The following is a 25,200-nucleotide window of genomic DNA, read 5'->3' on the forward strand; positions in this document are numbered from 1 at the left end:
CAGACACTACCTTGATTCTGATTCAGAGTTACTGAAGTGGCTGGGCGTGTCGCCGATCGTTGCCGAGAGTTGATCTACCCGGCGTCGGCACCGTGCGTGCGTATATGTGAGCCTGCTGATCTGTCGGGGAGAGCTCATAGCCTCATAAGCATGACTACCGCCAAGCTGTCCCCCGTTTGGGAGGCGTTCTTCGCCGGATACCTCCGTCCCCTCTCGGGTAGCTTCTCCGAGGAGAACATGCGCCAGGCCATCCAAGAGCTCGTGTCGCTGTATGACCTGGATCAGGTGACGTTCGAGGAGATCCCCAACGACGTAATCCGCTTGTTGGCTCAGTACTGCGGTGCGCCGGCCTACGACATCAGGCCCCAGGCGTTCGAGCACTACATCACCCGCGACGAAGTCTTCAACCCCGGCGGCCTCACCCACCAGCAGAAGCTCCTGCTGATCCGCGCGCAGGTGCTGATGGTGGTCTTCATCGCGTTGTTCGGGATCATCTCCGCGCACGAGGACCAGGCCGACAAGCTCAGCCTCTACCTTGGGGGCGGGGCGTTGCCGGTCGCCTGGTGGTGTGCGCGAAAGGTGGCCGAGCAGTACGACAAGCACTATGGCCCTGGCCAGAACCACGACTGATTAGTCGCTGGCTACAGTGCCGAAAACGGCTGTGCCCACGGGGATTTAGCGCCTAACCCTAGACATGAGTAAGCCCTACCGCCGTAGCCTGAGGATGTCGAGCCCCCAGGTAAGGGAGTAGGGCTATGCCCGAAGGTAGCACGATGCCCGGTCTCGCTCCACGACTCCGCGCGATGAGAAAGCGGCGCGGCATGAGCCAGCGAGACCTCGCCAGAAGTTCCGGCGTCTCCTTCAGTCTCATCTCCAAGTTGGAACAGGAAGCCGTCGACGGCACCCGCCTGGAGACGGTCCGCAGGTTGGCCATCGCCCTCCGGGTCAAGACCAGTGACCTGCTCGGGACTGCCGGCGACGCCGAGGAAGCCACCGAACAGCCGCGGTCGAACCTGTGGGAACCGACCCGGCGCGCGCTGCTCGGCCAGTTCGACCCTTCCGACGAGCAGCCGACCGTGGAAGGTGTGCAGCAAGGGCTGACAGAGCTGCGGCCGCTGCTGGCGGACAACCAGTACGGCGAGATCGCGCTCCTCCTGCCCCCGCTGCTGCGCGACTCCGAAGCACTCAACGGGACTGGCCGCGCCGTCCGTACCCGGGTCCTCAACGCCACCGGCTGGGTCCTCACCCAGACCAGAAACTTCAACGACGCCGAGCCGACGCTGCACCAGGCGGTTGACATCGCCACCGACCAGCTCGACGCCGCAGCCGCCGTCAACACGCTCGTCTGGCTGTATCTGCGGCAGGGCCGCCTCGATGAAGCGCGCAACATGGCGACGCGCTGGGCTGACGACATCGAGCCCAGGCTGTCGCGCGCCACCACGGCGCAACTCACCTTGTGGGGTCGGTTGCTGCTCGGCGTGAGCACGGCTGCGATCCGGGACAACCGGCCAGGGGAGGCGGAGGACTCCATCACCCTCGCACGAGCGGCGGCCACGAGGATCGGCCATGAGGCGGTCTCCGACACCTCGACGACGAGGACGTTCGGCCCGGTGACCGTGGCGATGATCCGCGCCGAGAACGCGGCCATCCGGGACGAACCGGACAAGGTGCTGTCCATCGCGGAGCGCATCCCCACGGACGTGCTGCACGCCCACTCCGCCAGCAGGAACCGGCACAGGCTCGACGTCGCGTCCGCTCTGCTCTCAACCCGCCGCCAAGACGAAGCGTTGAACGTACTTGAGGACTTGGCGCACGTCGCTCCGGAATGGCTTCCGGCTCAGCGGTACGCGCGTGACATCCTGTCGCGGGTGACGTCCCGCCGACGCACGCTTACGCCGCAGATGCGGCAACTCGCCGACCTTGTGGGGCTCGCCTACTGACAGCCCAAACCCAGGCTGGGCCTGCGGTTTTGATACTTCCGCAGCGCCGCACCGCAAACTACCAATGACGCACGGTGGCGCCAGTCCTACGGTCACAGTGTGACCCCGATCACTGCTGTAGAAGGGACGGGCGCCGCCGAACGCATGGCACTTCACCTCGCCGGCCTCCTCGCCGCGAGGCATCAGCTCCACACCGATGTTCATGTCGTTCGCTCCGGCGCCGCTCTCGTATCCCTCAACACCGGGCTCGTGGCTCGCTGTGACGGCGCCCATGTGTTCTGGCGGGTGCCCGACCCCGCCAGCGAGCGCCCCCGCCCCCTGCACACCTACGCCCTAGACCCGCGCAGGGCCGCCGACCGTCTCGCCGCCCACAACCAGATGCTGAACGCATCCAACCTGGTCCCATCCGAGGCTCCCGTGACCGAAGAACGCCCCAAAGGCGATGGACCAGGGAGCACCGTCGACTCGTGCACCGCCATGCCTTCCCGCACGTACGCCGCGCTGAGAGGCTCCGCCAACGACGCGTTCGCGGCAGACCGTGAAGCCGTCGATGGGCTCCGCCGAACCATCGACCAGGTGGACGACGTCGTCCAGGAGAACGCCGAAGCGCTGATCAGGGCGGTTCGCCACCTCGCCCGCACCGGCTTCGACCAGTTCGCCGACCTTGGCGGCGGCCGACCCATGCAAGGCTTGGACGCCCGTAAGCTCCCGGACCTGGCGGCGGTCGCCGCACACGAGCGACCGGGAACGTGGTGGCTGCTCCTCGACTCGGACATCACCGCGATCACGGCGGGCCGGGCACTCCTGAGAGGCATTGCGCAGGCGGAGCAGGTAGACCTGCGCTATCCGACCGACGTTCTCGCCGTGCTCGCCACGCACCTGGACCTCGACCGGCCCGTTGTCGTGCTGCTCGGCGCGGTGCTGCACTTCCTGACCGATTGGGAAGCCGCCCAGCTCATGGCCGCCCTGTGGGGGCGCCTCGCCGAGGGCACCGTTGTGGTCGTCACGCACGTGACCAGCATCAGAGCCGACCCGCAAATGTTGGCTCGCGGCAAAGACGCCAACGAGGCCGCGCACGGCATCCGCATCCACCCCCGCACCGAGGAGGAGATCAGGGCCCTGGCCAGCGGGTTCGAGATTCTCCCGCCGGGCGTCGTCCGCACGATCGACTTCATGCCAGCCGCGGAGGAGCCGCCATCCAAGAATGCGCCGCATTTCCTCATGTGGATGGCGCGACGACAGGGCCCCACAGCGGCGCGATAAGACCTCGCGCTGCGCCGCTCGCTTGGCGGCATGGAACCCCAACGGGCACGGGCGGCTCGTGTCGTCAACGGTCTCGCACCCCAGAGACGAGCCTTGTTCCTCTCCCTGGGGTGCGAGACCGCCATCTATCTCACCGCACCCTGGAGGCACAGTGAACGACCTTTCCGAATGGGGGAGGATCCCCTCCAGCGTTCGTAGCGTCATCGTCCAAGGGCACACGGGCCCGGTACGCAAGGTCGTGGCCATCGGGAATTCCCGGCGGGGCGTCTACTTGCGCCTGTACGGCACCGAGCAGGACGTGTTCCTCAAGGCCACCCCGCTCCGCAACCCCAACACGCTGCTCTACAAGCGGGAGCGGTGGGCGAGCCTGCATCTGCCGCTGGATGCTCCTGCGCCGCGCCTGCAGTGGGCCACCGCCGCAGACGGCTGGCTGGTCCTGGCCTGGGAACTCATCAACGACCATGCCGAGCACGCGTATCTGGCGCCGAACTCGCTCGACGTGCCGCTCGTGCTGGACGCCATGGAGCGGCTAGGCAAGATGCTCACCCCGTCCCCGGAGGAGGCCCGGCCGGTGGTCGAGCGTGTCACCGACTTGCGGACGATGGCGCGCCGAGCGCTCGACGATCAGGTCACCCCGCTGCCCGACCGCAACCTATTCGATGCTGCGCTCCACAAGTTCACCCCCGACGCTCTACAGGGCGACACCCTGGTGCACGGCAACCTCACCCCCCGCCACCTGCGCATCAAGGACGACCTGGTCTACGCGGTGGACTGGTCGCAGGCAGCGCGAGGCCCCGCCTGGTTCGACCTCGCCCTGCTTCCTCCCCTTCTCATCGAGGCCGGCCACAGCGCCAAGCAGGCCGCGGCTGTGCTGGCCGACACGCCCGCGTGGGCGGAAGCGCCCGCCGCCCAGGCAGCAGCGCTGACGGCGTTGTGGACGCTGGCGCGGCTGCACCAGGCCGGGCAGGGACCCGAGATGCAGCGCCCCCTGGAGGCGCGCTTTGCCGACGCTGGCCGCAAGTGGCTAGCCCACCTGCGGCCAGCCTTAGACCGGAACTGACCCCACGCACCTCTGGCGCAATCCGGTATCCGCGCCCGGCCTGCGCCTATCGACCATCCTCAAGGAGAAATAGCCAATGTTGGCCCGCGAGGTCGATGCCGCTGCCGACGAGGCCGCACGTGAGCATCTGCAGGACCTCCAGCAAACGGCGGGCGGCTGGTTCCACGTGGAGTACGCCCTCCATGGGCGTGAGTTCATCGCCTACTACCAGGGACGCGACTGCCCCCCAGGCGGACTCATCCTTCGGGCGGCCGTCCCTGACCAGCTCCTCATGCTGATGGATCGTGTCGCACCGCCGGACTGGCGGATGGGCCGTCTCCCGCTCCTGTCCGCGCGGACGAGGGCGGTGTGACATGTATGACTGGAAGCCCTACATCCCGGAGACTAATTGGCGGGTGGTCGAAGCCTCCTGCTGTGAGGCCTTCCGGCTGTGCCATAAGGACGCCGCGTTCTTCGTACTGCGGCGCGGTGTGCGCGGCGATGAGGAGACCGGCAGAGGCACTTACGCCCATGCGGTCGGGGTGTGGCAGTCCCTCGCCGCGGGGCACCAGCATCAGGCGGCCATCGGACTACGGCAGTTCCGTGGCCTGCGATTCCGCTGGTCAGGTGGCGTCGTGTCCGTCTGCATTCTCGAGCGTCACCTGCCTCAGACGCCGTCCGTGAACCTGCGCCCGAAAGGCTCGCCCAGCCCCGCCGTATTCCGGTGGCCTTTCAGAGAAAGGGTTGCGTGATGGCCTTGGTTCAGGCTCTTGCTCTGCTGTGGGGGATCGGCACCGCGGTGAGTTTGCCGCCAACGGCGGCGGCCGTGTCCCGGCTCACCTCGCGGGATCCGTTGCAGATGTGTGAGGGGTGCCAGGCTCGCCGCCGTGTGCAACTCAAGACCGCCAGCGAATGGCACTTGTGGGGGCCGATGGGTGCCGAGCTCATGCTCGTGGCCGCCGCGTGCCGGTGGCCGGTCGCGCCTCTGCTGCCTAGCCTGCGGCGGCTGATAGGCGCAGAATGCATGCCTCGGTGTGTTGGGGCGACCTGCGCGGCCCACAGGCGATACGTCCCTGCGTGACCAAGCCTTGGCGCTGTGGGCTCTGCCCCCGGGCTCGCAGCGCTTCCCCGCCCTGGGTGCCGGGCCCACTCCCGGGGCGGACTCGGCGGCCGTGAGACGGGGCCTACCCCCGAGGGCCCGTCTCACGGCCGCCCAAGAATGCCTCGACAGCTCCTCCGGCAATAGTCAGTACACCGACCGGCCGCGCTGAGGTAGATCGGCTCAACGCCGTGTCGAGCGCGGCACCTGCTGATCCACCTCGTTGATCAGGTTCCGTACATTGCGATCCCGATGGGCGTGCGGCGCGAGTTCGGATCGGAGTTCGGCAAAGAGGGCGGCGCAGCGGACCGAGGTAACGTAGGCAGCCGCTGCAGCGCGAGATGCTCTGTAGCCACGGCCTGGTCAAGATCGCCAGCGCGGACGTAGGCGAGACTGAGCCAGGCGCCATGGCGTACCGCCGAGCGCTGGTGAGTCTCAGACGTGTCCAATGCGCGCCCGCGCAGCAGCGTCTCGGCCCCTGAGCAGCAACCAATCGGTCAGTGGCGGTAGCGGACCACGACGGCAGCCCATTGGATAAGCCGAATTATCCACTGAGAGAAAGTACGATCTCAGTGAATAATGGCGCCATCTGCGGATTCTGGGCCGGGGCGAAACTCAGTGGATAATAGGGAAGCGGGTCAGTGATGGCGGCTCTTCGAACTTGATCGGGGTTGAGGCCTGCCTGCCGCCCCCGGTCGCGTGGCTGGGGTGAGATCGCCTCTTGAGGGAGCTCGCGGCTCCCGTCGATCATTTCTGTTGTCTACGCAGAAGATCACAACAGAAGAGCCGCGAGCATGGTCAACGATACGACGCGGTTGCTGGGCCTGGATGGCCTGGTCGTCGTCGAGGTCATCGCAAGAGATGAACACGCTGGTGAGGGGCCGATCGTCTGGTTGGCGACGATGGACGAGCGGGCCCGGGTGTGCCCCGGCTGCGGGGTGATGGCCACCCGGATGAAGGAGTGGGTGACCACCCAGCCGCGGGATCTGCCGATCGCCGGCCGCCACTGCCGGCTGCTGTGGCGTAAGAGGCGCTGGATCTGTTCAGCTGCCTGTCCGCGCAAGACGTTCACCGAGCAGGTGCCGCAGATCCCGGCACGGGCGAGGCTGACCCAGCGGTTACGCCGGTCCAGTGGTGCGGCGGTGGCCGACGGCGGTCGCACGATCGTGCAGTCGGCACGGGATCACGGTGTGTCCTGGCCGGTGGTCTCGGCGGCGTTCACCGTCCATGCCGGGCGGGTGCTGCCGGCCGAGCCGGAGCCGGTCGCCGTACTGGGGATCGATGAGACGCGCCGTGGCCGTCCCCGCTGGGTCTATGACGAGGCGGCGCAGGCGTGGAAGGCGGTGGTGGACCGCTGGCATGTCGGGTTCGTGGACCTGTCCCACGGTCAGGGCCTGCTCGGCCAGGTTGAGGGCCGCACCATGCAGGCGGTCGTCGACTGGCTGGAGGCACGTGGCCAGGAGTGGAAGGAGCAGGTGGCCCACGTCGCGATCGACATGTGCACGATCTTCAAGGCGGCCGTGCGGGCTGCGCTGCCGCACGCGGTCCTGGTCGTCGATCACTTCCATGTGGTGCAGTTGGCCAACGCCGCTGTCACCGAGGTCCGGCGGCGCCTGACCGTGCAGGTGCGCGGGCGGCGTGGCCGTAAGGGCAACCGGGAGTGGGAGCTACGCAACCGGCTGACGCGCTCGGCCGCCCGGATGCACGGCTCGCAGCTCGACCCGATGCTCGACGATCTGACGGCCCTGCCCAGACGGCTCGGAGCGCCGATTCTGGCTGCGTGGAATGCCAAGGAAGATCTGCTGGATGTGCTCGCGCTGGCGCGCACCCACCCCGACCGGACCGTGATCGCCGACCGGCTGTTCCGTTTCTACGATCGGTGCGCAGCCTCCGGCCTGCCCGAACTCGAACGGCTGGCGAGCACCATCGAGACCTGGTGGCCACAGATCCTCGCCTTCATCCGGACCGGTATCACCAACGCGGGCTCCGAGGGGACCAACCGCGTGATCAAGACCGTCGCCCGTGACGCCTACGGTTTCCGCAACCCCGAATCACAACGACTGCGCACTCGCTGCGCCACCACACGAAAAAGCCGCGGCTGCCTCAACCCCGCTTAACTTCGAAGAGCCGTGATGGCGGATCCAGACCGGCGCCGGACCGGGCAACCCGAGGTTGACGCGCTCCTCGACCGGGCCGACGCCGCACATCAAGCGGTGAACGAGATCGTGACGATCAGCCAAGCCGAGAGCATCGTCTCCCGCGTCCGGGTAGCCGACCTCGTCGCCGAGCACCAGGCGCTACACGAGCGGTACGAGCAGGCGGAATCCGAGCTGGCCGCCGCGACAGCCGCTGGCGATCCGGGCCGGATCGCCAGTGCCCGCCAAGCTCGCGATGGGGCTAGCGCCATCTGTGACCGTGTTGGCCGCGCCTTGCGCCGCGAGATGGCGAGGCTGGCGAAGGCGGGATTTGAGCGCAACGGCGCGCTACTGGGCCAGGTGCGCACCGCCTGGAGCGCCGAGGACGCCGCCCACGCGGCGCTCGCCCACGGCGCCGGTTCGGGCCCGACCGAGGGGCGGGAGTGAGCGGGGGAGTGTCCGGCGCCCGCCGGACACCGACGCTCGGCGAGCGGTAGGTCCGCTGGTGTAAACCCGCTATCGCCGCTGACGGATTGGTTGCTGCTCAGGGGCCCCTTCCCAGCGGGCAGCTGCGCGACGGTGGCCACCGCTTCCCCTTGCCACAGATAACAGGGCCGCTTCGCGTAGCAATCGGAACCGTCGCCGCAGGTCGCGATCAACGATGCCCAGATAATAGGGCGTTATCCGTAGCAACACCCGGCCCCGGCCAGCACGAACGCCCGCCACTCAGCCCTTGTCACCAAGATCATCCCAATGTGGGTCTTGGGCTTATGTGGGAACTGACCCCCTAGGTAGGCAGATTGCGGTACCTGTTGGTCGACCACCCTGCGGCCAATGGTAGGCCCGCTCGTATCCTTGACGCGATGACCAACTTCAGCACCCCTTGCCCCAGGCCATGACGACTGATGGCCAAGCCGCATCTTTTACTGCAGCGGCTGCGTTCCACGCTCTTCGGCTCGTGTGCGAGCAGAAGGAACTGAACTGGTCGGGCGCCACCTTGCTCGGCCCCGTCGGCGACAACGGCGTCTTCAGGCTTCCCAACGAACGCATCGTAGCCCGGGTGGCATGGGGGATGTCGGCACTGGAATCGGTCGAGCGGGAGCTTCGCGTGGCCGCGTGGCTCGCTGAGCATCATCTGCCTGCCGTGCGGCCATCTTTCGTGGTGGCGAAACAGCCGGTGCTGAGTGACGGCCGGGTGATCACGTTCTGGGAGGAGATCCCCGACCCGCAGCAGGGGCGGCCAGCCGACATCGGCGCGCTGCTGCGCCGCCTGCATGCGCTCCCCGCCCCGCCCAACGGCATGCTGCCCGCGTTCGACCCGTTCTACCGCCAGGATTCCCACATCCGCGACGCCGCCGGCCTGGACGAGCGCAACCGGCGCTTCCTGCTGGACCTCCTGGAGGAGCTGCGGGCCGCGTACGCCGCCCTGCCGTTTGCTCATGCGCCGCGCGCCATCCACGGCGACCCGCACAGGAAGAACCTCGTCCGCAGCTCCGACGGCCACGCCGTCATGTTGGACCTCGAACGGTTCGCCATCGGCCCCGTCGAATGGGACCTGGTCGTCGTAGCGAACTACCACGTCGTGGGCTGGTACACCGCCGCCGAGTACGGCGCTTTTGTTGACGCGTACGGCGCCGACATCACGCAGTGGGAAGGGTTCGCCACGCTGGCCAGGGTGCGGCAGCTGAGGATGACGACCTGGCTGGCGGGCCGCACCGGCCGGGAGCCGCGGCTGATTCCGGAGGCGCTCAACCGCATCGCGACGCTGCGCGACCCGGGGGGTCCTCACCGTCCGTGGATGCCGGGCACCTGACTGGTCCTGCAGGTGGCCCGCGCCGCGGCGACAGCGGCGCACCGCGAGTCTCGGGGCGCTACACGGGCACGAGGGCGTCGTGCCATTGTTCCCGGAAGTCGGCCACGATCGGCTCGCGCGCGTAAGGGGCGAGCAGGGCGTTGAACCGATCGACGTAGGTGTGGACTCTCTTCGACTTCAGCTCGCCGGCCATGGCCAGCGCCGTGGTGGCGGTCGCGCACGCCTGTTCCACGTCGCACCTTCGGGGCTTGGGCGAGGTGACGTGAACGCCGGCTTGAATGAGGCGGCAGAACGTCCGCGAACGCCGGTAGGTGGCACTCGACTCGGAGAGTGCCAGCTCGGTGTGAACGAGGGCCTCGCGCGTGTCCCGCAGGGCCGCGAAACAATGGCCGAACTCGTCGTGGAATTCCGCCTCGTCGAAATAGCCGATCCAGTCGGGATCTTCTCCCTCGCGCCGCTGCGCGAACGCCCGCTCGGCCTCTGCCAAGGCGGCGTAACAGTTGCGCCGGTCACCGAGGCTGGCCAGCGCACGCGCCTCCATCGCGCAGTACATCGCGTGCACGGTCGGCGTCGCCCGGCCGGCGGCGCCGTACTTGGCGGCCCGGGCCAGATCGACCGCCTCCTGGTACTCGCCGACGAAGTTGGCCTGATGGGAGGCCAAGGCGAGGACCTTGCCGCCCAGCGGCCGATCGTCGGCCGCGTGGGCGAGATTGAGCGCCTGCAGGAAGTACCGCCGAGCGGTCGCGTGCAGGGCCAGGTCGTACGCCATCGCGCCGGTCTTGTACGTCAGCTGGGCCGCCACGGCGAACAACTGCAGGCCGACCCGGTCGGTGTAGGAGCCGTGCAGCAGCGACGCAACTTCTCCCTGCAAGAACAGCACCGCCGCCTTGCGGGCATGCCCGCCGCCGTAGCGATGATCGAGAGCTTCGAATCGGCGGACGGTGGCGCGCACCCCCTCGACATCGGCGGCGGTAACGTGACGGGTCCGATTCACCTGCCCCGCTGGAGCGGGCGGCAGAGCAACCAGCCACCTGCCCATCGGCGCCAGCAGCATCGACGCAGGCACCTCATCGATTCGCAACCACTCCGCTTGGTCGAGGTCACTCAGCCACAGCATCTGCGCTGCGGCGAGCATGTCGCCTCGCGAGGTGAGGAAGTCCAGCCCTCCGCCAGCGGCCGCGAAGGCGCTGCCGCCCGGCGTAGAACCGCGCCCCGGTGCCGGCTGGCCGATCTTCACGCGCTCCACGCTGCCGCCGGACGACAGCGACTGCGACCGGCCCAGGGCGGTCAGAAGCGATTCAAGCCGGCGGTGCGCATCGTCGTCGGCGCGACGCAGCGCCACGTCAAGAAGTGCCTGGGTGTCCTGCTTCGGGCGCGTGAGCGCCCCCAGGTCTTCCCAGTAGGCCACCGTACGCACGGCTACGCCTACGAAGTCGGCGAAGGCGCGAACGCTCAGCCGCAACGCCTTGCGCAGCGCGGCGGCTTCTGCGCCCGTCCACTCCACGACCGTCGCCACACCCCCTATGGAAACACGCGCAGACGCCGAACTGCAGAAACCTGCAACGGAACTGCATCACCCGCCAGGCGACATCCTCAGGCCCGTATCACCCTTCGTCCCTCGAAGACCCAGCTCGCGCCAGCTTCCCCCCGGCGTCGGAAGGCCATCGCCCACAACGATCGCCACTGGGGGCCGGTGCGCCGACTCGCTCGGCGTGCCCGCCACGTCCGTTCCTGCCGACTGCGCTCAGGCCGACCCCACGCAGGTCAGGTCCACAGCGCGCAGGAAGCCCGCCGGGGCACCTACTGGCTCAGACGCGCTCGATGGCCTCCAACGCCAGCGCCCACGGGTAGTCCTTCAGCTGGTCATCGCCGCTGCCGGGCGGGTGCGGCTCGAACTGGCCGGGACCGATCAGCACCGTGACTCCCTCAGCACGCAAGCTGTCGATGCTTCGACGCAACGGCGCCCGGGCGGCGAAGGCACTGTTGACGAAGGGCAACACGACCACAGGGATTCCCAGCCCTGGCGCTTCGGCGAGCAGCCCGAGCGCGTAGGTGTCCGCGATTCCGCCGGCGAACTTGTTGATGGTGTTGAACGTCGCCGAGGCGACGATGATGGCGTCGGCTCGCGGCGGGCGAGGCTCGTGGGGCTTGCGGTACTGGCTACGGACCGGCTGGCCGGTCTGCTCCTCCAGGGCGGCCACGTCGATGAAATCCAGCGCCGCCGGTGTGGCGATGATCTGAACCGTCCACCCGGCGTTCAGCGCGTGGCCGACCAGGCGGCCGACGTCTCGGGCCGCTCCGGCGGCGCACACGACGATGTACAGCGTCTTGCCGTGGTCCGTCATGCCGGGACACCGAGCAGGGTGGCGTACTCCTGGGCAGCGCGGCGCACGGTGGGCGGCGCGGTGACGGCGATGTCGCGCACCAGCCGCAGCGCGGCCGGTCGGCTGGTCACCTCCTGGGGAGCGATTTCCTCTGCGACCCGCAGCACGTGCAGCGCCCGGTCGTGTTTGCCCCACATGTAGAACGCCTCGGCGGTGTCGATCAAGACAGTGCCCCGGCGCTCCGGCGTGGGCAGCTGCTCGAGTGCGACATGGCGAGCGTGGTCGATCGCGGTGCCGGCGTCACCGAGACGCAACGCCACGTTGACACGATGGCATCGCACGTTGGCCGGTCCGAACGCCGTCCACTCGTGATTGCCGTCATGGCCGAGCCGCTGAGCCGCCTGCTCGGCTTCGTCGAGGAAATCCCCGACGACGTGCCGCTGCCCGAGGTGAGCCGCCGCGACCGCTCCGCACAGCAGCAGCGAGCCGTACACCGACAATTCTTCAGCGGACGGCTGTTCAAGTTCGGAGTCCATGCGCTCGGCAGCGGTACGCGCTGTATCGGCCGCGACTTGATGGTGCTGGCCGTCCATGAGCGCCCGTGCGATCACGCGCGTGCTCGCCCCGAGGGCCAGCGCGTTTCCGCTCGCCTGCGCCGCTCGGACACTCCGGTCGGCGGCAAGCCACGCCAGCCCTTGGTCCTCCTGCTTGAGCAGCACCGATCCCGCGACGTGGTAGACCTGCGACGCTAGCGCATGGGCGAGCAGCCGCTCATCGCCGTCCAAGGTGTCACAGGCGTGATCGGCGAGCGGTAGCAGGACGGACAACGCGCCGATGACCTGCCGATACTGAGACCGTTGGAACTGGCGGCGGACCGCCGCAACGCGGCTCGCGAAGGCCGCCAGATCCATCTGCCCGTCCTGCACCGGGGAGATGCCGACCAAGGCCGCGGCCAGGCGCTCCAGTTCTTGCCCGTCGTCCGGCGGCGCCGGCGGACCGACGAGGGCTTGGAACAGGGCAGTTCCTCCGAGCTCGGCGAGGTCGCCGGCGAGGTGTGGTGGCTGGGGCAGCCAGGGTGCGCGACCGTCGGCATCCGCTCCGCTTGATGGTAGAGCCATGTCGTCGACGGTGGCGCTCGCCCGCGGCTGCTCGCTTCCGAAAAGTTCCCGCACGGTGATGCCCAGAGCCGTGGCCAGGAGCTTCTTGTAGTAGCCGCGAGGCGTCGTACCGGACTCCCAGCTGCGCAGGTTGCGTTCCATGGTGGCTCGGCTGGGCAGCTTGAGGCTCTTGTCGGCGACCTCGTACAGACGGCTGATGAACTCCCGGGTGTCGACGAAGTGGTCTTCGCGCAACCTCCGCAACCGTCGAGCCCACGTCGGCACGGCCTCACCCATGGCCACCTCTCGTCCCGGAAGAAGTCGGAAACACTGCGCTTCCATCTTCTTCCGTTCGGCCGCCCACCACCATGGCACTGCCGAACTCGGCGGCTGTCGCTACCCCGCTCGATCGCACAGGGAGGTCTTCCACGCCCCCCGCTTGCCAGGGATGGGCCATGTCCAGCAGTCGGACCTCGCCGACGGTCGTGTCAGCCCCGTCGCCGGAAGCGCCGTCCGCTCCGTACGGAAGAAACGCGGAAACATTGAGGAGCAATCCTTTCGCATTTATTCCTGCATTCTTCCGCATCCTTCCGCATTGCCCAGTGCGAATAACCTTTCAATACGCGCGTTAATCGCGCTTTAATGGAAAGGTTGAAACGGCCACAAAAAAGCTGGGCAGCGCGCCTGTGGCCAGCACGAGATTCGGATCGGATTCGGAGGGCAGCGTGATTATCTCTTGCGCAGCCTGGCAGGGGACTCCAGGCACTATCCCTGCCGACGGCGCCACTCTGCGCAGGTACGTCAACCGCGGCCCGCCCGCGGCACCTGCCGAGATTTGCCCTCGGTCGGCTGCAGCAACAATGACTGACAGAGCCACTGCGGCCGCACCTCGAAAAGGATCCGTGCCACCGCTCGGCGTTATCGCCATGCGCGAGATCGCGGGCGTCGCGGTGCCTCGTCCGGTCGCTTGTGGACTTCCGCAAATCCCATTATCTAACCGTCGTGCGCGACGGGCAGATGGGGGAGCCGACGGTGGAGGGGCGGCGCCGTCAATCTTGTCCGAGGCGGCCACGCCCTGTGAGACGTAGGGGACCTGCAGCAACCTGCAACGGAACTGCAGCACCGCTCCTCTCCCCGGATCAGAAGAGGAGCTGCATCATCAATGCACGCACCTCTCACCAGGCAAAACTCCGTCGACACCTTGGGGGATGCACCATGACGCCTGTCGAACAGCGCACCCCACACCGTGTCGTATGCGGTTATCTCCGGCTCATCGGGGTGCCGACGAGAAAGGCGACCGGTCTTCGGGCCGCGTTGGAGGACTACTGCCTTCAGCACGGCCTGCTGCTGGCAGCGGTGTGCACCGAACGCGTCCGACCCGCGTGCGGCCAGCCGCCGATCGCGTTCACCGCGCTGCTCGATGTCCTCGCCATCCCCGAGGTCGTGGGCGTGGTGATGCCGTCGCCCGCGCATCTCGGGCCTACGCCGCTCCGTGCCGGACGTGAGCAGCGAATCCGCGCCGCAGGCGGCGAGCTCCATTTCGTCCGCGGCCACCTGCGCAACCAGGCCCCCGCCATACGGCGCCCTGGACAGTAAACGAACTGGGTCACGCCACCGCAGCGGCGTAACCCAGCCCCATCGGATGTAGGAGATCCGACAATGACGAACAGTAGACGAGCATCGGCTGCCGCGGCAGTGCCATGCGCATTGCCTTCTGGCGGCGCCGCAACCGCCGTCCGCAATACCGCTGCCGTCGCATCGAACGCGGCGCCCGGCTACGGCGGCTTCCGCGCTGCCGGCCGCGCGTGGACGCCGGGCGAGTCTTCCCGAGCCCGCGTGTACTGGTCGGCCGATCATGGACAGGCGTGGACATCCAGCGGCGACCTGCTCATACCGACCGGCCACCCTGAAGCGCTCACCCTGGACCTCCTCCTGGCGCTCAAGGGACTGCCGCTCCAGCCGCCCGGACTGCAGTGGCGCGTGGACACCGGCCGCCTGCCCTCGAACACGGCCGGAGCCGGGGCGACGCCACCGACAAGCCTGCGCAGCAACGACCTCCTCGCCCCGTTGGTCATCGGCCACGCCTGTCCCTCGTGCCACTGCCCGCCCAGGCCGGAGCAACGATGAACGCCGCTGCCGCACAGGTCGAGAAGGCGCCCGAGGGCGTCAACCCCAACATCCCCAACGTGGCCCGCATGTACGACTACTTCCTCGGCGGCAAGGACAATTTCGCCGCCGACCGGGAGCAGGCGGAACTGGTCGCCAAGCAAGTGCCGGAGGTGCGGTTGGTCGCCCAAGCCAACCGGAGATTCCTGGGCCGCGCCGTACGAGCGCTGGCCAAGTCCGGCATCCACCAGTTCATCGATTTTGGGTCCGGGCTGCCGACAGCGAAGAACGTGCACGAGATCGCGCAAGGGGTCAACCCCGACTCCCGCACCGTCTACGTGGACACCGACCCCATGGTGTGCGTGCACGGGCGCGCGCTGCTGGCCTACGACGGCAACAGCGTCATGATCCAGGCGGACGTGCGCGACGTCCAGTCTGTCCTTCTCATGCCCGAGGTCACGAGACGGATCGACTTCGACCAGCCCGTCGCCATGCTGACCGTGGCACTGACGCACTTCATCGAAGACGACGCGGAAGTGGCGGCAATCTACGACGTGCTCGCCCAGAAGCTGGCGGACAAGAGCCGGCTGGTGCTGTCACATGTCAGCCCCGAAGGGCTCACGGACAACCAGCTGAGAGCAAGCACGCAGCTCTACAAGGGGACGAACGCGCCCCTGACCCCGCGCGACGAGAAGCGCATCGTCGCCCTCCTGCCGGGGTGGGAATGGGAGCCGCCCGGGCTCGTTCCCGTCGCGGAGTGGCGCACCCACGCAGACGAGGCGAAGAACAACGCGACGCGGGCCAAGGTCGTCGGCGGTATCGCCATCCCGCCTCCACGCAAGCCCAGCCCGGCAGGAGCAGCGGCGGCATGATCAGACCTCACGTGGCACGCGCCCCAAACCCCGCCCAAAGCCGTGCCACACCCCCGCGGAGCCGGCGCCGAGCCGCCGCCGCGCTCCCACCGGCCGCGAGGCAGGCAGGCCGCACACCTTCGCCTGCCTCGCGGCCCGAATCCGTCGCGCAGCCCCGCCCTGCGCGACTCCCTCGCACGACCCGCCCGGATCAGCGGATCACCGCTCCGCCCGGGCGAGTGGCGCAGGCGTGCGACGCGATCGCGCTTCCACATCCGCCACTCGGAAAGGAGAACCGCCGCCATGGATGCCATCATCATCGCCCTCAACCTGATGGAGAAGGAGCTGAGGCAGCGCTACGGAAACGCCGCCACCTGGGCGGCGTCCTACGCGGCGGCGGCTAAGGGCTCCTCGAGCACCGCAAACGGTGGGTGTGGCCTTCCGGAGCGGTCGGCCGAGGAACTGTCCGAGGCGCCATGACGGCTTCCAGCCAACACCCACGGTGCCCGCTGGGCGGCGCAGGTGTCAGCGGCTGGCCCGAAGCGCCTGTGAGCGCACCCAGCGCCCCGGGCGCCTGAAGTTCGATTCATCCCCTCAGAGAAATCAACGACGCATGCGACTGTTACGCACAGTTTTAGCCTCGCTACTAATTGTGGCCATCGGGGGGTGCGGAAGCTCCGCGACCCCTTCCAAGCAGAACACCGGCAACGTGACGACCATCAACGTCGGCATCATGACCATCCCGGACTGCGCCCCCCTCTTCGTAGCCGAGCAGAAGGGCTACTTCGCGGCCGAAGGCCTCCGCGTTCAGAAAGAGATCGTCCAAGGCGGCGGCATCGCCCTGCCCAAGCTCAAGAGCGGCGCACTGGACTTCTCGATCATGAATCACGTGGCCGCCATCCAGGATGAGGCCCGCGAGCCCGGCACGATCAAACTCGTCTCGGACGCCTACCAGGCGATCAAGGGCGCATTCGTCCTCATGGTCCCCCAGAAGAGCCCCATCCAGTCCGTCGGCGACCTACGAGGCAAGCACGTTTCAGTGCTGACCCTGAACTCGGTCGGCACCCTCACCGTCGAAGCCGCGCTGAAAATCTACGGTCTCACGAAGAAGGACGTGAGCGTCTCCGAGATGCCCGTGACGGACATGATCAGTGCCTTGGAGTACGGGCGGATCGACGCGGCGTGGATGACCGAGCCCTTCATCACCGCCTACGCCATGCAGGGCGGCCGCAAGCTCGCAGACATGATGGAAGGCCAGACCGAAAACCTGCCCATCGCCGGGTGGGCCACGTCCGGCAAGTTCGCCAAGAGCAACCCCGCCACCGTCCGAGCCTTCCAACGCGCCATGCTGCGCGCCCAGCGCGACGTCGCCAATGACCGGCAGCTCGTCACGAACCTGCTGCCGACCTACACCAAGATCGACAAGAAGGCGGCCACGACCATCGTCATCGGCACCTTCCCCCTCGGCCTCGCCAAGAGCAGGATCCAGAGAGTCATCGACCTCATGGCGGAGTACGGCTACATCAAGGAAGGCACCGTCGACGCCGGCAACCTGCTGATACCCGAGCCCCCACTGCCAGCCACACCGGCCGCTTCGACGCTCCCGCCGCCGCCATCCCCCAGCCGACTTCAGCAGGAGCTTCCATGACCGCCACCGACCCGTCCACCGACACGCAGGAACCCCGCAACGACCTGGAGACGACACCCGCGCTGCCGCAGCGGCGACGCTCCACCACCGTCCCCGCCCACCTGCTCGACGAACTCGACATCCCCGCGGCCGAACTGGTCCAGTTCATGATGGACGGCGTACCGGACTTCATGGCCCTGCACGCCGCGGTCGACCTCGGCATCTTCGAGTATCTGGCCAGCGACCAACTGACCAGCGACGAACTGGCCAACGCCTGCGAAGCCGACCCTGACGCGATGCGCCGGCTGATGCGCTGGCTGCACAGCCGCGACTTCGTCGCCACCTACGGCGAGCGCTACCAGCTGACCGAACTGGGCCAGGTCCTCACCGCCGCTGCTCAGCCGTCCATGCGTCACGCCGTTCTGGTCACCGGCTCGTCCTACTGGTGGGAGGCCACCGGCGACCTGACGGAGGCCGTCCGCCGTGGCCACCCCACGTGGTCGGGCCGTGGCCTGTCGCCCTACGACTACCTCGCGCACAACACCGAGCTGGGCACCGAGTTCGACAAGTTCATGGACGCCCGCAGCACCGCCCTCGGCCAGGACCTGGCGGCGTTCGACGACTTCGCCAAGGCACGGACGGTCGCCGATCTGGGAGGCGGCCTCGGCGGCGTCCTCGCCGCCATCATGCAGGCGCATCCGCACCTGCGGGGAATCCTCGCCGACCGCGAAGACGTCCTGGCTCGCGCGCACGACCGCCTGGCCCACAACGGACTGGCCGACCGCGTCCAACTCGCCCCCGGAGATTTCTTCGACACCATCCCCGACGGCGCGCAGATCTACCTGCTGTCATCGGTCTGCCACAACTACTCCGACGAGCAGGTCGCCGACCTGTTCACCATGGTGGCCGATGCGATGGCGCGCGCCAGCGACGTTGCGGAGCTGTGGATCGCCGAAGGCATGTTGCCGAGGCTGCCAGGCGCACGCAGCCGCTGGTACAGCACCGACATCCGGATGCTCGCGCTGTTCCCTGGAGACGGGGTGCGCGTCTCCGATGACTACTACCGCCTGACGCGGCAGGCCGGGCTGCGCATCCGAAGGACCAACCCGCTGCCGTGCGGGCAGACCCTCATGGTCGCCCGGCTGGCAGACCAGTAAAGAGCTCCGGCGGTGAATCCGGAGGATTCGCCGCCCTGCTCCACGCTGCGAGCTGAGGCGAGCTCGCAGCCGACCCGCCCCGGGCCGCTGGACTGGCGGTGGTCCGGCCGGGGCGGAACGGGCTGCGAGGCTGCCGCTCTTCCAGCGCAGCCTCGCAGCTCGCACCCTGACGACCGCCCCTCCCACCTCTCCCACGCGGAAAGCCATGACCTCGTCCGACACGTGGACCGACCGGCTGCGGCCGCACCAGCTCGAAGCGGTCGAGCACGCCCTCAAGGCCTTCGCCGACGGCGACCGCGCCACCCAGGTGCTGTCGTGCGGCACCGGCAAGACCCGCATCGGCGCCGCCGTCGCGGCGGCCCTCGCCGCGAACGGGCTGCGCCTGGTGCTGGCGCCGACCGTGATGCTGCTCGCCCAACTGCTGCGCGAGTACCGCCTTACCCTCGGCGATGCCGCCTTGGGCACCGTCTTGGTGGTCTGCTCCGACTACGATGCCGCCGAACGAGCCGGTGTCGAGGAGCTGCAGGCCCTGCATGTCCGCGTCACCACCGATCCGGCCGTGATCGCGGCAGCGGCGTCGCAACCCGGCCCGGTGACGGTGCTGTCCACGTACGCCAGCGTGGCGACGCTGAGCCGAGCCCATCACGAGCACGCCATGCCGCCGGTGGACATCCTGATCGCTGACGAAGCCCACCGGACGGTGTCCGGGCTGCAATGGCGGCGGGTTCACGACAACACCTATCTGCCGGCCAGGAAACGCCTGTACATGACGGCCACCCCGCGCAAGCTCGTCGGCGCCCGCCGGGAGGCCGGCGTGGTGGGCATGGACGACGAAGCCGTGTATGGGCCGACGGTCTACCGGCTGGGATACGGAACCGCCCGAGACCTTGGGCTGGTCGTCCCGTACCGCCTGGTGGTGTCGCTGGTGAGCGACGCGCAGATACGCGCGATCACCGACCAGACCCACGGCCGCGCCGCCGTGCACGTACGCGGGAAGAAGATCGCGGCCCGGATGCTCGCCGCGCAGATCGCGATGCTGCGCGCCGCGGCCACGTACGGCGTCGGCCGCGCCATCACCTTCCACACCACCAACAACGACGCCCAGCACTTCGCCACAACGCTGCCCGAAGTCGCCGGCCTGGTGGCCGCCGACGCGCGGCCCGCCGCGCTGTGGGCCGGCCACATCCGCTATGAGCAGAGCGCCGCGGTGCGCCGCCAGCGGCTGCAACGGCTCGCCGACGGAGTCGCCGGCGGGCTGGCGGTGCTGTCGTCGGCGAGGATGCTGTCCGAGGGCGTCGACGTGCGGCCCGTGGACGCGGTGCTGTTCGCCGACCCACGCCGCTCCACCGTGGACATCGCCCAGGCCATCGGACGGGCCCTGCGTCCCGGCGACCGCCCGGACAAGGTGGCCACAATCATCGTGCCGCTCATGGCCGACCCGGACGCCGATCTGGCCGCGGCCATGGACGGCTCCGACTATGCCCCCGTGTGGGAGGTGGTCCGCGCGCTGCGCAGCCATGACGACGAGGTGGCCGCCGACGTCGATCAGCGGCGCCGCGCTCGCGGCCGCGGCGACAGCCGGCCGCGGCCGATCCGCTGGCTGACCATCGACGGCGGCGCCGACGCGCCGCAAGCGTTCGCCGAACAGATCACGGTCGGCATCGTCGAGTCCGCGACCGCTTCGTGGGAGGAGTACTACGGGGCCGCCTGCGCCTACGCCGAGGCCCACGGTGACCTCCTGATTCCCGAGGAGTGGGTGAGCCCGACCGGGCTGCGCGTGGGCAAGTGGCTGATCACCCAGCGCGCCCAGCGCACGCGGGGCCACCTGCGGCCCGAACGGATCACGCTGCTGGACGCGATCGCCATGGCCTGGAGCGTGCGCGAGGCCGAGTGGAAACGCCAGTATGGCGCGCTTGCCGCCTACCACCGCCAGCACGGCCACGCCGACGTGCCCTACGCGTACGTCACCGCAGACGGGTTCCGCCTGGGCGTGTGGGCCAGCCGCCTGCACAGCGGACGCAAGGCGCTGACGGCCAAGCAGCGCTCCGAACTCGACATGCTGGGCGTGAAGATCAACGACGGCCCGAGCGCGTGGGAATGCAACTACGCCGCCGCGGCAGCCTTCCACCGCGAGCACGGCCACCTCAAGGTTCCCATCGCCTACATCACCCCGGACGGCATCCGGCTGGGCCTGTGGATCCGGACCATGCGGGCCGCCGGAGACGGCCTCCCCGGAGGGAAGCGGCAGCGTCTGGACGCGCTGAACATGATCTGGAAGCCGCGCCAGGAGGCTGCGAAAGCGCACCAGGCCGACTGGGAAGCAGCCGTGGCCGCCGCCACCGCCTACGTCAACGAGCACGGCCATCTCCGCCCGGTCGCCCGCTACGTCACCAGCGACGGCTACCCCCTCGGCAGGCGGCTGAACCGTTGGCGCTCGTCCTCCTTTTACCGTCCCCTCACGGCCCAGCAACGTGCCGTGCTCGATGCGCTGGACCCCAACTGGGCCCGGCCATCCCCGCAGTCCTCTTCCTGGACCCGCTAAGCGCCAGAAATGGCCCACCACCGAAAGAGGTCATCATGACCGCACAAAACACCACGCCGAGCATCCCGACGACCGTCCCGAGCGGCGCTGCCGCCGGCGAGACCAGCCACGACACCGGCCAGACGATCCAGCGGATGCGCAGCGCCTTCGCCGACCGGCTCCGCCAGCAGGGGATCGTCCGGACCCCGGCAGTGCAGGACGCGCTACGCACCGTGCCCCGCCACCCGTTCGCGCCCGGCGTGCCGCTGGAGCAGGCCTACGCGATCATGCCCGCGCACACCGCAGCCGACTCCACCGCAACCAGCTCCATCACCGCTGAGCCGGCCGTCGCCGCCGCCCTGCTCGAACAGGCACAGGTACAGCCCGGCATGCGGGTCCTGGACATCGGCGCCACCACCGGCTACCCCGCCGCCCTGCTCGCCCACCTGGTCGGCGAGCACGGCCACGTGACAACCGTGAACACCGACGCCGACCTCGTCCGCACAGCCATCGCCAGCCTGGCCGAGACCGGCTCCAGCACCATCCGCGTCGTCAGCAGCCAGGCGGCCGCCGGCTACGCCGACGGCGCTCCATACGACCGGCTGATCACCTCCGACGCCACCTGGGACGTGCCACCGGCCTGGCTACCGCAGATCTCACCGAACGGCCGCCTGGTCATGCCGCTGCGCCTGCGCGGCAGCATGTACCGCCTCATCGGATTCGACCGCACCAACGACCACTGGACCGCGCAATACTCCGACACGGCCGCGTTCACGCCGCCACAGGACCGGATCGCCGACGACCCCCTGCGCCTGGCGGCACTGAACGAGACCTACACGGTCATCCTCCACCTCCACCAGGACCAGCAGGTCGACGCGGCCGACCTCCTCGGTGTCCTGGATCGCAAGCGCAGCGACGTGTGGACAGGCGTGCGCATCCCCAGGGACACCGACAGCATCGAGCTGCTCCACCTGTACCTCGCGTGCGCCATGGAGGCGGGCCTGTCACGCATGACGGCGACCACGGACGCGATCACCACCGCGACGATCACGCCGCCGTTCGAGTGGGGTGCCATGGCCGTCCCCGGCGCTGGCGACCTCGCTTACATCACTCTGCGGCCCACCCACACCACCACTGCTGCCAGCGAATTGATGTACGAGATCGGCGTCGTCGGGCACGGCCGCGACGGCTACAGCCTGGCCACCTGCGTGGCCGATGCGATCTGCCTGTGGGCGCGGGAGTACCGCCAGAACTCCGTGCGGATCGATCTGCAACGCGCCGACGCCTGCAAGCAGATCGACGGCCAGTTCGTCTTCGACCGGCCGAACAGCCGACTCGTGATCGACTGGGAATGACCCACGCGTGCCGCACCCGGCGAGAAGCGGCCGAGCACGCTCTCCACACCTTGCGATGGCCGGTACGCGGCCCGGCCGAGCGGACGTTGTCAAGCTGGCCCGCGAGGTTCTGCCGGGTCTGTCCCAGTCCCGCGGGTTCTGCTGACGTCCCACGGGTTCAGCACCGGCGTCCGGCGGCTGCCCCCTTCCTCCTCCCTTTCAGAAAGTCATGAACTCTTACTCCAGCACATGGGCCGACAAGCTGCGTCCGCACCAACTCGACGCGGTCAGCACGACCGCGGCCGCGTTCACCCATGAGGAACGCGCAACGGTCGCCATGCCCTGCGGCGGCGGCAAGACCTGGGTCGGCGCTGCTGTCGCCGCCGCCCGGATGGAACGCGCCGACGCTGACCGGATTTTGATCGTCGCCCCGTTCCTGGAGTTGCTGACGCAGACGATCCGGCAGTGGCGGGCGCTGCTCGGTGATGCGATGCTGGGCCGGCTCATCGCGGTCTGCTCCGATCAGCGGGTGCTGGATGAGCATCGGGGTGATCTGCGCGACGAGCGCGTCAGCGTCACCTGTGACGCCGGGGAGCTCGTACAGCTCGCCTCCGGCCCAGGCCGGATGATCGTGGCCAGCACGTACCACAGCCTGCCGGTGATCGCCGCCGCGCACGAGCAGCGCTTACCGATGTTTGACCTGATCGTCGTCGACGAGGCCCATCGCAGCGTCGGGCGAATGGACAATCCGTGGGCCATCGTGCACAGCAACGCGCATATCCCGGCGGATCGGCGGCTGTACCTGACCGCTACGCCGAAGGTGATCGGCGGCAGCGGCGATGACGATGTCGTCAGCATGGACGATGCGAAGATCTTCGGCCAGGTCACCCGCCCGCTGACCTTCTCCGCGGCGCAGGACATGGGACTGCTGGCCAGGTATCAGACCGTGGTGCCCGTGGTGACCGACGAGCAGATTCGCGCCGCCGCCCGTCAGCCTCAGCCTGAGGAGTTCTACCAGCACGGAACATCGGCGCTGTCGCCCGACATGCTCGCCACCCAGATCGCCGTGCTGCGGGCCGCCCACGAAAAGGGCATCCGCCGTATGATCACCTTCCACAGTCGTGTAGCCGGCGCCAAGTGGTTCGCCGCCACCTTGAGCCACGCCGCCGCGCTGCTCGATGCGGCCGAACGCCCGGCCCGCCTATGGACCGGACATGTGCACGGCGGCCAGCCGCTCGACCAACGGCGCGCGATCTTGGACCGGCTACGTTCCGACGACGACGGCCTGATCGTTATCTCCAACGCCCGCGTCCTGGGCGAGGGCATCGACGTGCCTGCCATCGACGCGGTCGCCTTCATCGACGCCCGCGAATCTCCCATCGACATCATCCAAGCCATCGGACGGGCCCTGCGCAGCAACCCCGAGGCCGGACCCAAAATCGCCTCCATCATCGTCCCGGCTCTCCTCGGCCCCGACGAGGATCCCGAAACCGCTCTCGAAGGCTCTGCCTTCGCTCCTGTGTGGCAGATCGTGCGCGCCCTGGCCGCCCATGACGACAGCCTGGCCACCCATCTGGGCAGGTTGCGCCGCCGTCTGGGCAGCGAGTCAACCGCTGGCGCTGCGGCTTCGGATGGCGGGCCGGAGCTTCCCGAGTGGCTTGCCATTACCGGCGTGCCCGTGCCACCTGACTTCGCCAGAGCCATCACGGTGCAGACCATCCGTGCCGGCAGCCACTCCTGGGAGGAGTATTTCGGCGCCGCGGAAGCCTACGTGGCCGAGTCCGGAGACCTTCTCGTCCCGGAATCCTGGGAAACGCCGTCCGGTCTTCGCCTCGGCCGCTGGGTCCAGCGGCTGCGCATCCTGCGCAGGGAAGGCAGCCTCTCAACCCAGTGGTCCGCCCGCATGGACGCCATCGGCATGGTGTGGGATGTCCGCGCAGACGGTCGGCAGCGTCTGCTCGCCGAATGCCGCAAGTACCGCAAAAAGTACGGCAACCTGCTCGTCCCCAAGGCGTACGTCGCTCACGACGATACTGACGACGATCCTCCGTACCCGCTCGGCTCCAACCTCTACGGCTTCCGCAGCCGCTACCGCGCCGGAACCCTGGATCCCGCATTCGCCGCAGAGCTGACCGCCCTCGGCGTGGTCTGGAACGTCCGCGACGCAGAGCGAGAGCAGCTCCTGTCCGATCTGATCGACTACCGCGCCCAACATGGCGATCTCGACGTCCCCCAGAACTACGTCACCCCCGGACCCAACGGCCGCAAGCTGGGCCAACAGGTCGTCGGCGTACGCCGAAACCGACGAGAAGGCACCCTGGCACAGGAAGAAGTCGACGAACTCGAACAGCTCGGCTTCATCTGGAACGCCCCGGAGTGGCGGTTCAAGCGCTACATGAAAGCGCTGTACGCCTACAAGAAGGCCAACAAGGGCAGCGTCGACGTACCAGTCAAATATGTCACCCCTCCACCTGAAAACCTCACCCTCGGCCGATGGCTCTCCCAGCGCAAGAACCGCCACGGAAAAGGCCGCCTGGCACCCCAGCACGCTGAGGCACTACAGAAGGCCGGGGTCAAACTGCCGGCCAAGGACATCAAGAAATGAGCCGCCTCGGGCGCAAGGCCCGCGAGACGGCCACAGTGCCGCCTCCATCCGGTACCTGCCCGCCCCCGCCGCCACAGCGCCTGAGCGGGCGCCGCAGCAGAGCGGGCTGCTGCGCAAGTGGCACGGAAGCGTCGCCGTCTTCTGGCCCGAGACTTTCAGAACCCGCCGCAATAATCCCGCCTGAGGACGTTCGGGGGAGCCCGCCACGCACCATGCCGCTCCTGCACGCGCTAAGAACCCGACGTAGGCCGATCAGACAAGAGGCGTTCATGTCTGCCCATCCGACGCG

General features: G+C 68.5%; 21 protein-coding genes. 18 read left to right on the forward strand and 3 right to left on the reverse strand.

What is annotated here, in order from left to right; translation table 11 throughout:
• Nucleotides 1-150 precede the first annotated feature (150 nt).
• The 9 genes from ACWDRB_RS47760 to ACWDRB_RS47800 all read left to right on the forward strand — a co-directional run bounded on the left by ACWDRB_RS47760 (nucleotide 151) and on the right by ACWDRB_RS47800 (nucleotide 9,289).
• The gene (locus ACWDRB_RS47760; RefSeq protein ID WP_449905737.1) at nucleotides 151-630 is read left to right on the forward strand and encodes a hypothetical protein; all 480 of its coding nucleotides are present in this window, start codon (nucleotides 151-153) and stop codon (nucleotides 628-630) included.
• Nucleotides 631-773: 143 nt separating this feature from the next.
• Complete coding sequence (locus tag ACWDRB_RS47765) at nucleotides 774-1,940, forward strand: helix-turn-helix domain-containing protein (protein WP_449905859.1); 1,167 nt, start codon at nucleotides 774-776, stop codon at nucleotides 1,938-1,940.
• A gap of 378 nt (nucleotides 1,941-2,318) precedes the next feature.
• Entirely contained in the window at nucleotides 2,319-3,203 is an 885-nt protein-coding gene (locus tag ACWDRB_RS47770) for an SAM-dependent methyltransferase (RefSeq protein ID WP_449905862.1), read from the forward strand.
• Between the two features lie 151 nt (nucleotides 3,204-3,354).
• Nucleotides 3,355-4,263 carry a hypothetical protein gene (locus tag ACWDRB_RS47775; RefSeq protein ID WP_449905739.1) on the forward strand — a complete coding sequence of 303 codons (909 nt, stop codon included), beginning with the start codon at nucleotides 3,355-3,357 and terminating at the stop codon, nucleotides 4,261-4,263.
• A 76-nt stretch (nucleotides 4,264-4,339) separates the two neighbouring features.
• Entirely contained in the window at nucleotides 4,340-4,615 is a 276-nt protein-coding gene (locus ACWDRB_RS47780; protein WP_449905741.1) for a hypothetical protein, read from the forward strand.
• 1 nt (nucleotide 4,616) lies between these two features.
• Nucleotides 4,617-4,994 carry a hypothetical protein gene (locus ACWDRB_RS47785; protein WP_449905743.1) on the forward strand — a complete coding sequence of 126 codons (378 nt, stop codon included), beginning with the start codon at nucleotides 4,617-4,619 and terminating at the stop codon, nucleotides 4,992-4,994.
• A 1,141-nt stretch (nucleotides 4,995-6,135) separates the two neighbouring features.
• Nucleotides 6,136-7,458, forward strand: coding sequence for an ISL3 family transposase (locus ACWDRB_RS47790; RefSeq protein WP_449905745.1), 1,323 nt, complete (start codon nucleotides 6,136-6,138; stop codon nucleotides 7,456-7,458).
• 15 nt (nucleotides 7,459-7,473) lie between these two features.
• Nucleotides 7,474-7,923, forward strand: a complete 450-nt coding sequence (locus ACWDRB_RS47795; protein ID WP_449905747.1) for a hypothetical protein — start codon at nucleotides 7,474-7,476, stop codon at nucleotides 7,921-7,923.
• Between the two features lie 511 nt (nucleotides 7,924-8,434).
• Complete coding sequence (locus ACWDRB_RS47800; RefSeq protein ID WP_449905749.1) at nucleotides 8,435-9,289, forward strand: phosphotransferase family protein; 855 nt, start codon at nucleotides 8,435-8,437, stop codon at nucleotides 9,287-9,289.
• 58 nt (nucleotides 9,290-9,347) lie between these two features.
• Here ACWDRB_RS47800 and ACWDRB_RS47805 read toward each other — a convergent pair whose 3' ends face one another.
• The 3 genes from ACWDRB_RS47805 to ACWDRB_RS47815 all read right to left on the reverse strand — a co-directional run bounded on the left by ACWDRB_RS47805 (nucleotide 9,348) and on the right by ACWDRB_RS47815 (nucleotide 12,965).
• The gene (locus tag ACWDRB_RS47805) at nucleotides 9,348-10,805 is read right to left on the reverse strand and encodes a helix-turn-helix domain-containing protein (RefSeq protein ID WP_449905751.1); all 1,458 of its coding nucleotides are present in this window, start codon (nucleotides 10,803-10,805) and stop codon (nucleotides 9,348-9,350) included.
• Nucleotides 10,806-11,097: 292 nt separating this feature from the next.
• Complete coding sequence (locus tag ACWDRB_RS47810) at nucleotides 11,098-11,634, reverse strand: flavoprotein (protein WP_449905753.1); 537 nt, start codon at nucleotides 11,632-11,634, stop codon at nucleotides 11,098-11,100.
• Nucleotides 11,631-12,965, reverse strand: a complete 1,335-nt coding sequence (locus ACWDRB_RS47815; protein WP_449905755.1) for an XRE family transcriptional regulator — start codon at nucleotides 12,963-12,965, stop codon at nucleotides 11,631-11,633. The genes ACWDRB_RS47810 and ACWDRB_RS47815 overlap by 4 nt, the downstream gene beginning before the upstream one ends.
• 960 nt (nucleotides 12,966-13,925) lie before the next feature.
• Between ACWDRB_RS47815 and ACWDRB_RS47820 the strand changes: the two genes are divergently transcribed.
• The 9 genes from ACWDRB_RS47820 to ACWDRB_RS47860 all read left to right on the forward strand — a co-directional run bounded on the left by ACWDRB_RS47820 (nucleotide 13,926) and on the right by ACWDRB_RS47860 (nucleotide 24,911).
• Nucleotides 13,926-14,306 (forward strand): hypothetical protein, encoded by a 381-nt coding sequence (locus ACWDRB_RS47820; protein WP_449905757.1) that lies wholly within the window; start codon nucleotides 13,926-13,928, stop codon nucleotides 14,304-14,306.
• A gap of 240 nt (nucleotides 14,307-14,546) precedes the next feature.
• The gene (locus ACWDRB_RS47825) at nucleotides 14,547-14,837 is read left to right on the forward strand and encodes a hypothetical protein (RefSeq protein ID WP_449905759.1); all 291 of its coding nucleotides are present in this window, start codon (nucleotides 14,547-14,549) and stop codon (nucleotides 14,835-14,837) included.
• Nucleotides 14,834-15,688 (forward strand): SAM-dependent methyltransferase, encoded by an 855-nt coding sequence (locus ACWDRB_RS47830; RefSeq protein ID WP_449905761.1) that lies wholly within the window; start codon nucleotides 14,834-14,836, stop codon nucleotides 15,686-15,688. Before ACWDRB_RS47825 ends, ACWDRB_RS47830 begins: the two co-directional genes overlap by 4 nt.
• A 282-nt stretch (nucleotides 15,689-15,970) precedes the next feature.
• Nucleotides 15,971-16,147 carry a hypothetical protein gene (locus ACWDRB_RS47835; RefSeq protein WP_449905763.1) on the forward strand — a complete coding sequence of 59 codons (177 nt, stop codon included), beginning with the start codon at nucleotides 15,971-15,973 and terminating at the stop codon, nucleotides 16,145-16,147.
• Nucleotides 16,148-16,376: 229 nt separating this feature from the next.
• Nucleotides 16,377-17,315: an ABC transporter substrate-binding protein gene (locus ACWDRB_RS47840; RefSeq protein WP_449905765.1), complete on the forward strand. Its 939-nt coding sequence runs from the start codon at nucleotides 16,377-16,379 to the stop codon at nucleotides 17,313-17,315.
• Complete coding sequence (locus ACWDRB_RS47845) at nucleotides 17,312-18,451, forward strand: methyltransferase (protein ID WP_449905767.1); 1,140 nt, start codon at nucleotides 17,312-17,314, stop codon at nucleotides 18,449-18,451. Before ACWDRB_RS47840 ends, ACWDRB_RS47845 begins: the two co-directional genes overlap by 4 nt.
• A gap of 205 nt (nucleotides 18,452-18,656) precedes the next feature.
• A complete protein-coding gene (locus ACWDRB_RS47850) occupies nucleotides 18,657-20,993 on the forward strand; it encodes a Helicase associated domain protein (RefSeq protein ID WP_449905769.1) in 2,337 nt (778 codons plus the stop codon).
• Between the two features lie 35 nt (nucleotides 20,994-21,028).
• Complete coding sequence (fxlM, locus tag ACWDRB_RS47855; protein WP_449905771.1) at nucleotides 21,029-22,327, forward strand: methyltransferase, FxLD system; 1,299 nt, start codon at nucleotides 21,029-21,031, stop codon at nucleotides 22,325-22,327.
• A gap of 208 nt (nucleotides 22,328-22,535) precedes the next feature.
• Nucleotides 22,536-24,911 (forward strand): Helicase associated domain protein, encoded by a 2,376-nt coding sequence (locus tag ACWDRB_RS47860; protein ID WP_449905773.1) that lies wholly within the window; start codon nucleotides 22,536-22,538, stop codon nucleotides 24,909-24,911.
• The last annotated feature ends 289 nt before the right edge of the window (nucleotides 24,912-25,200 follow it).

The organism is Nonomuraea sp. NPDC003707, assembly GCF_053587055.1.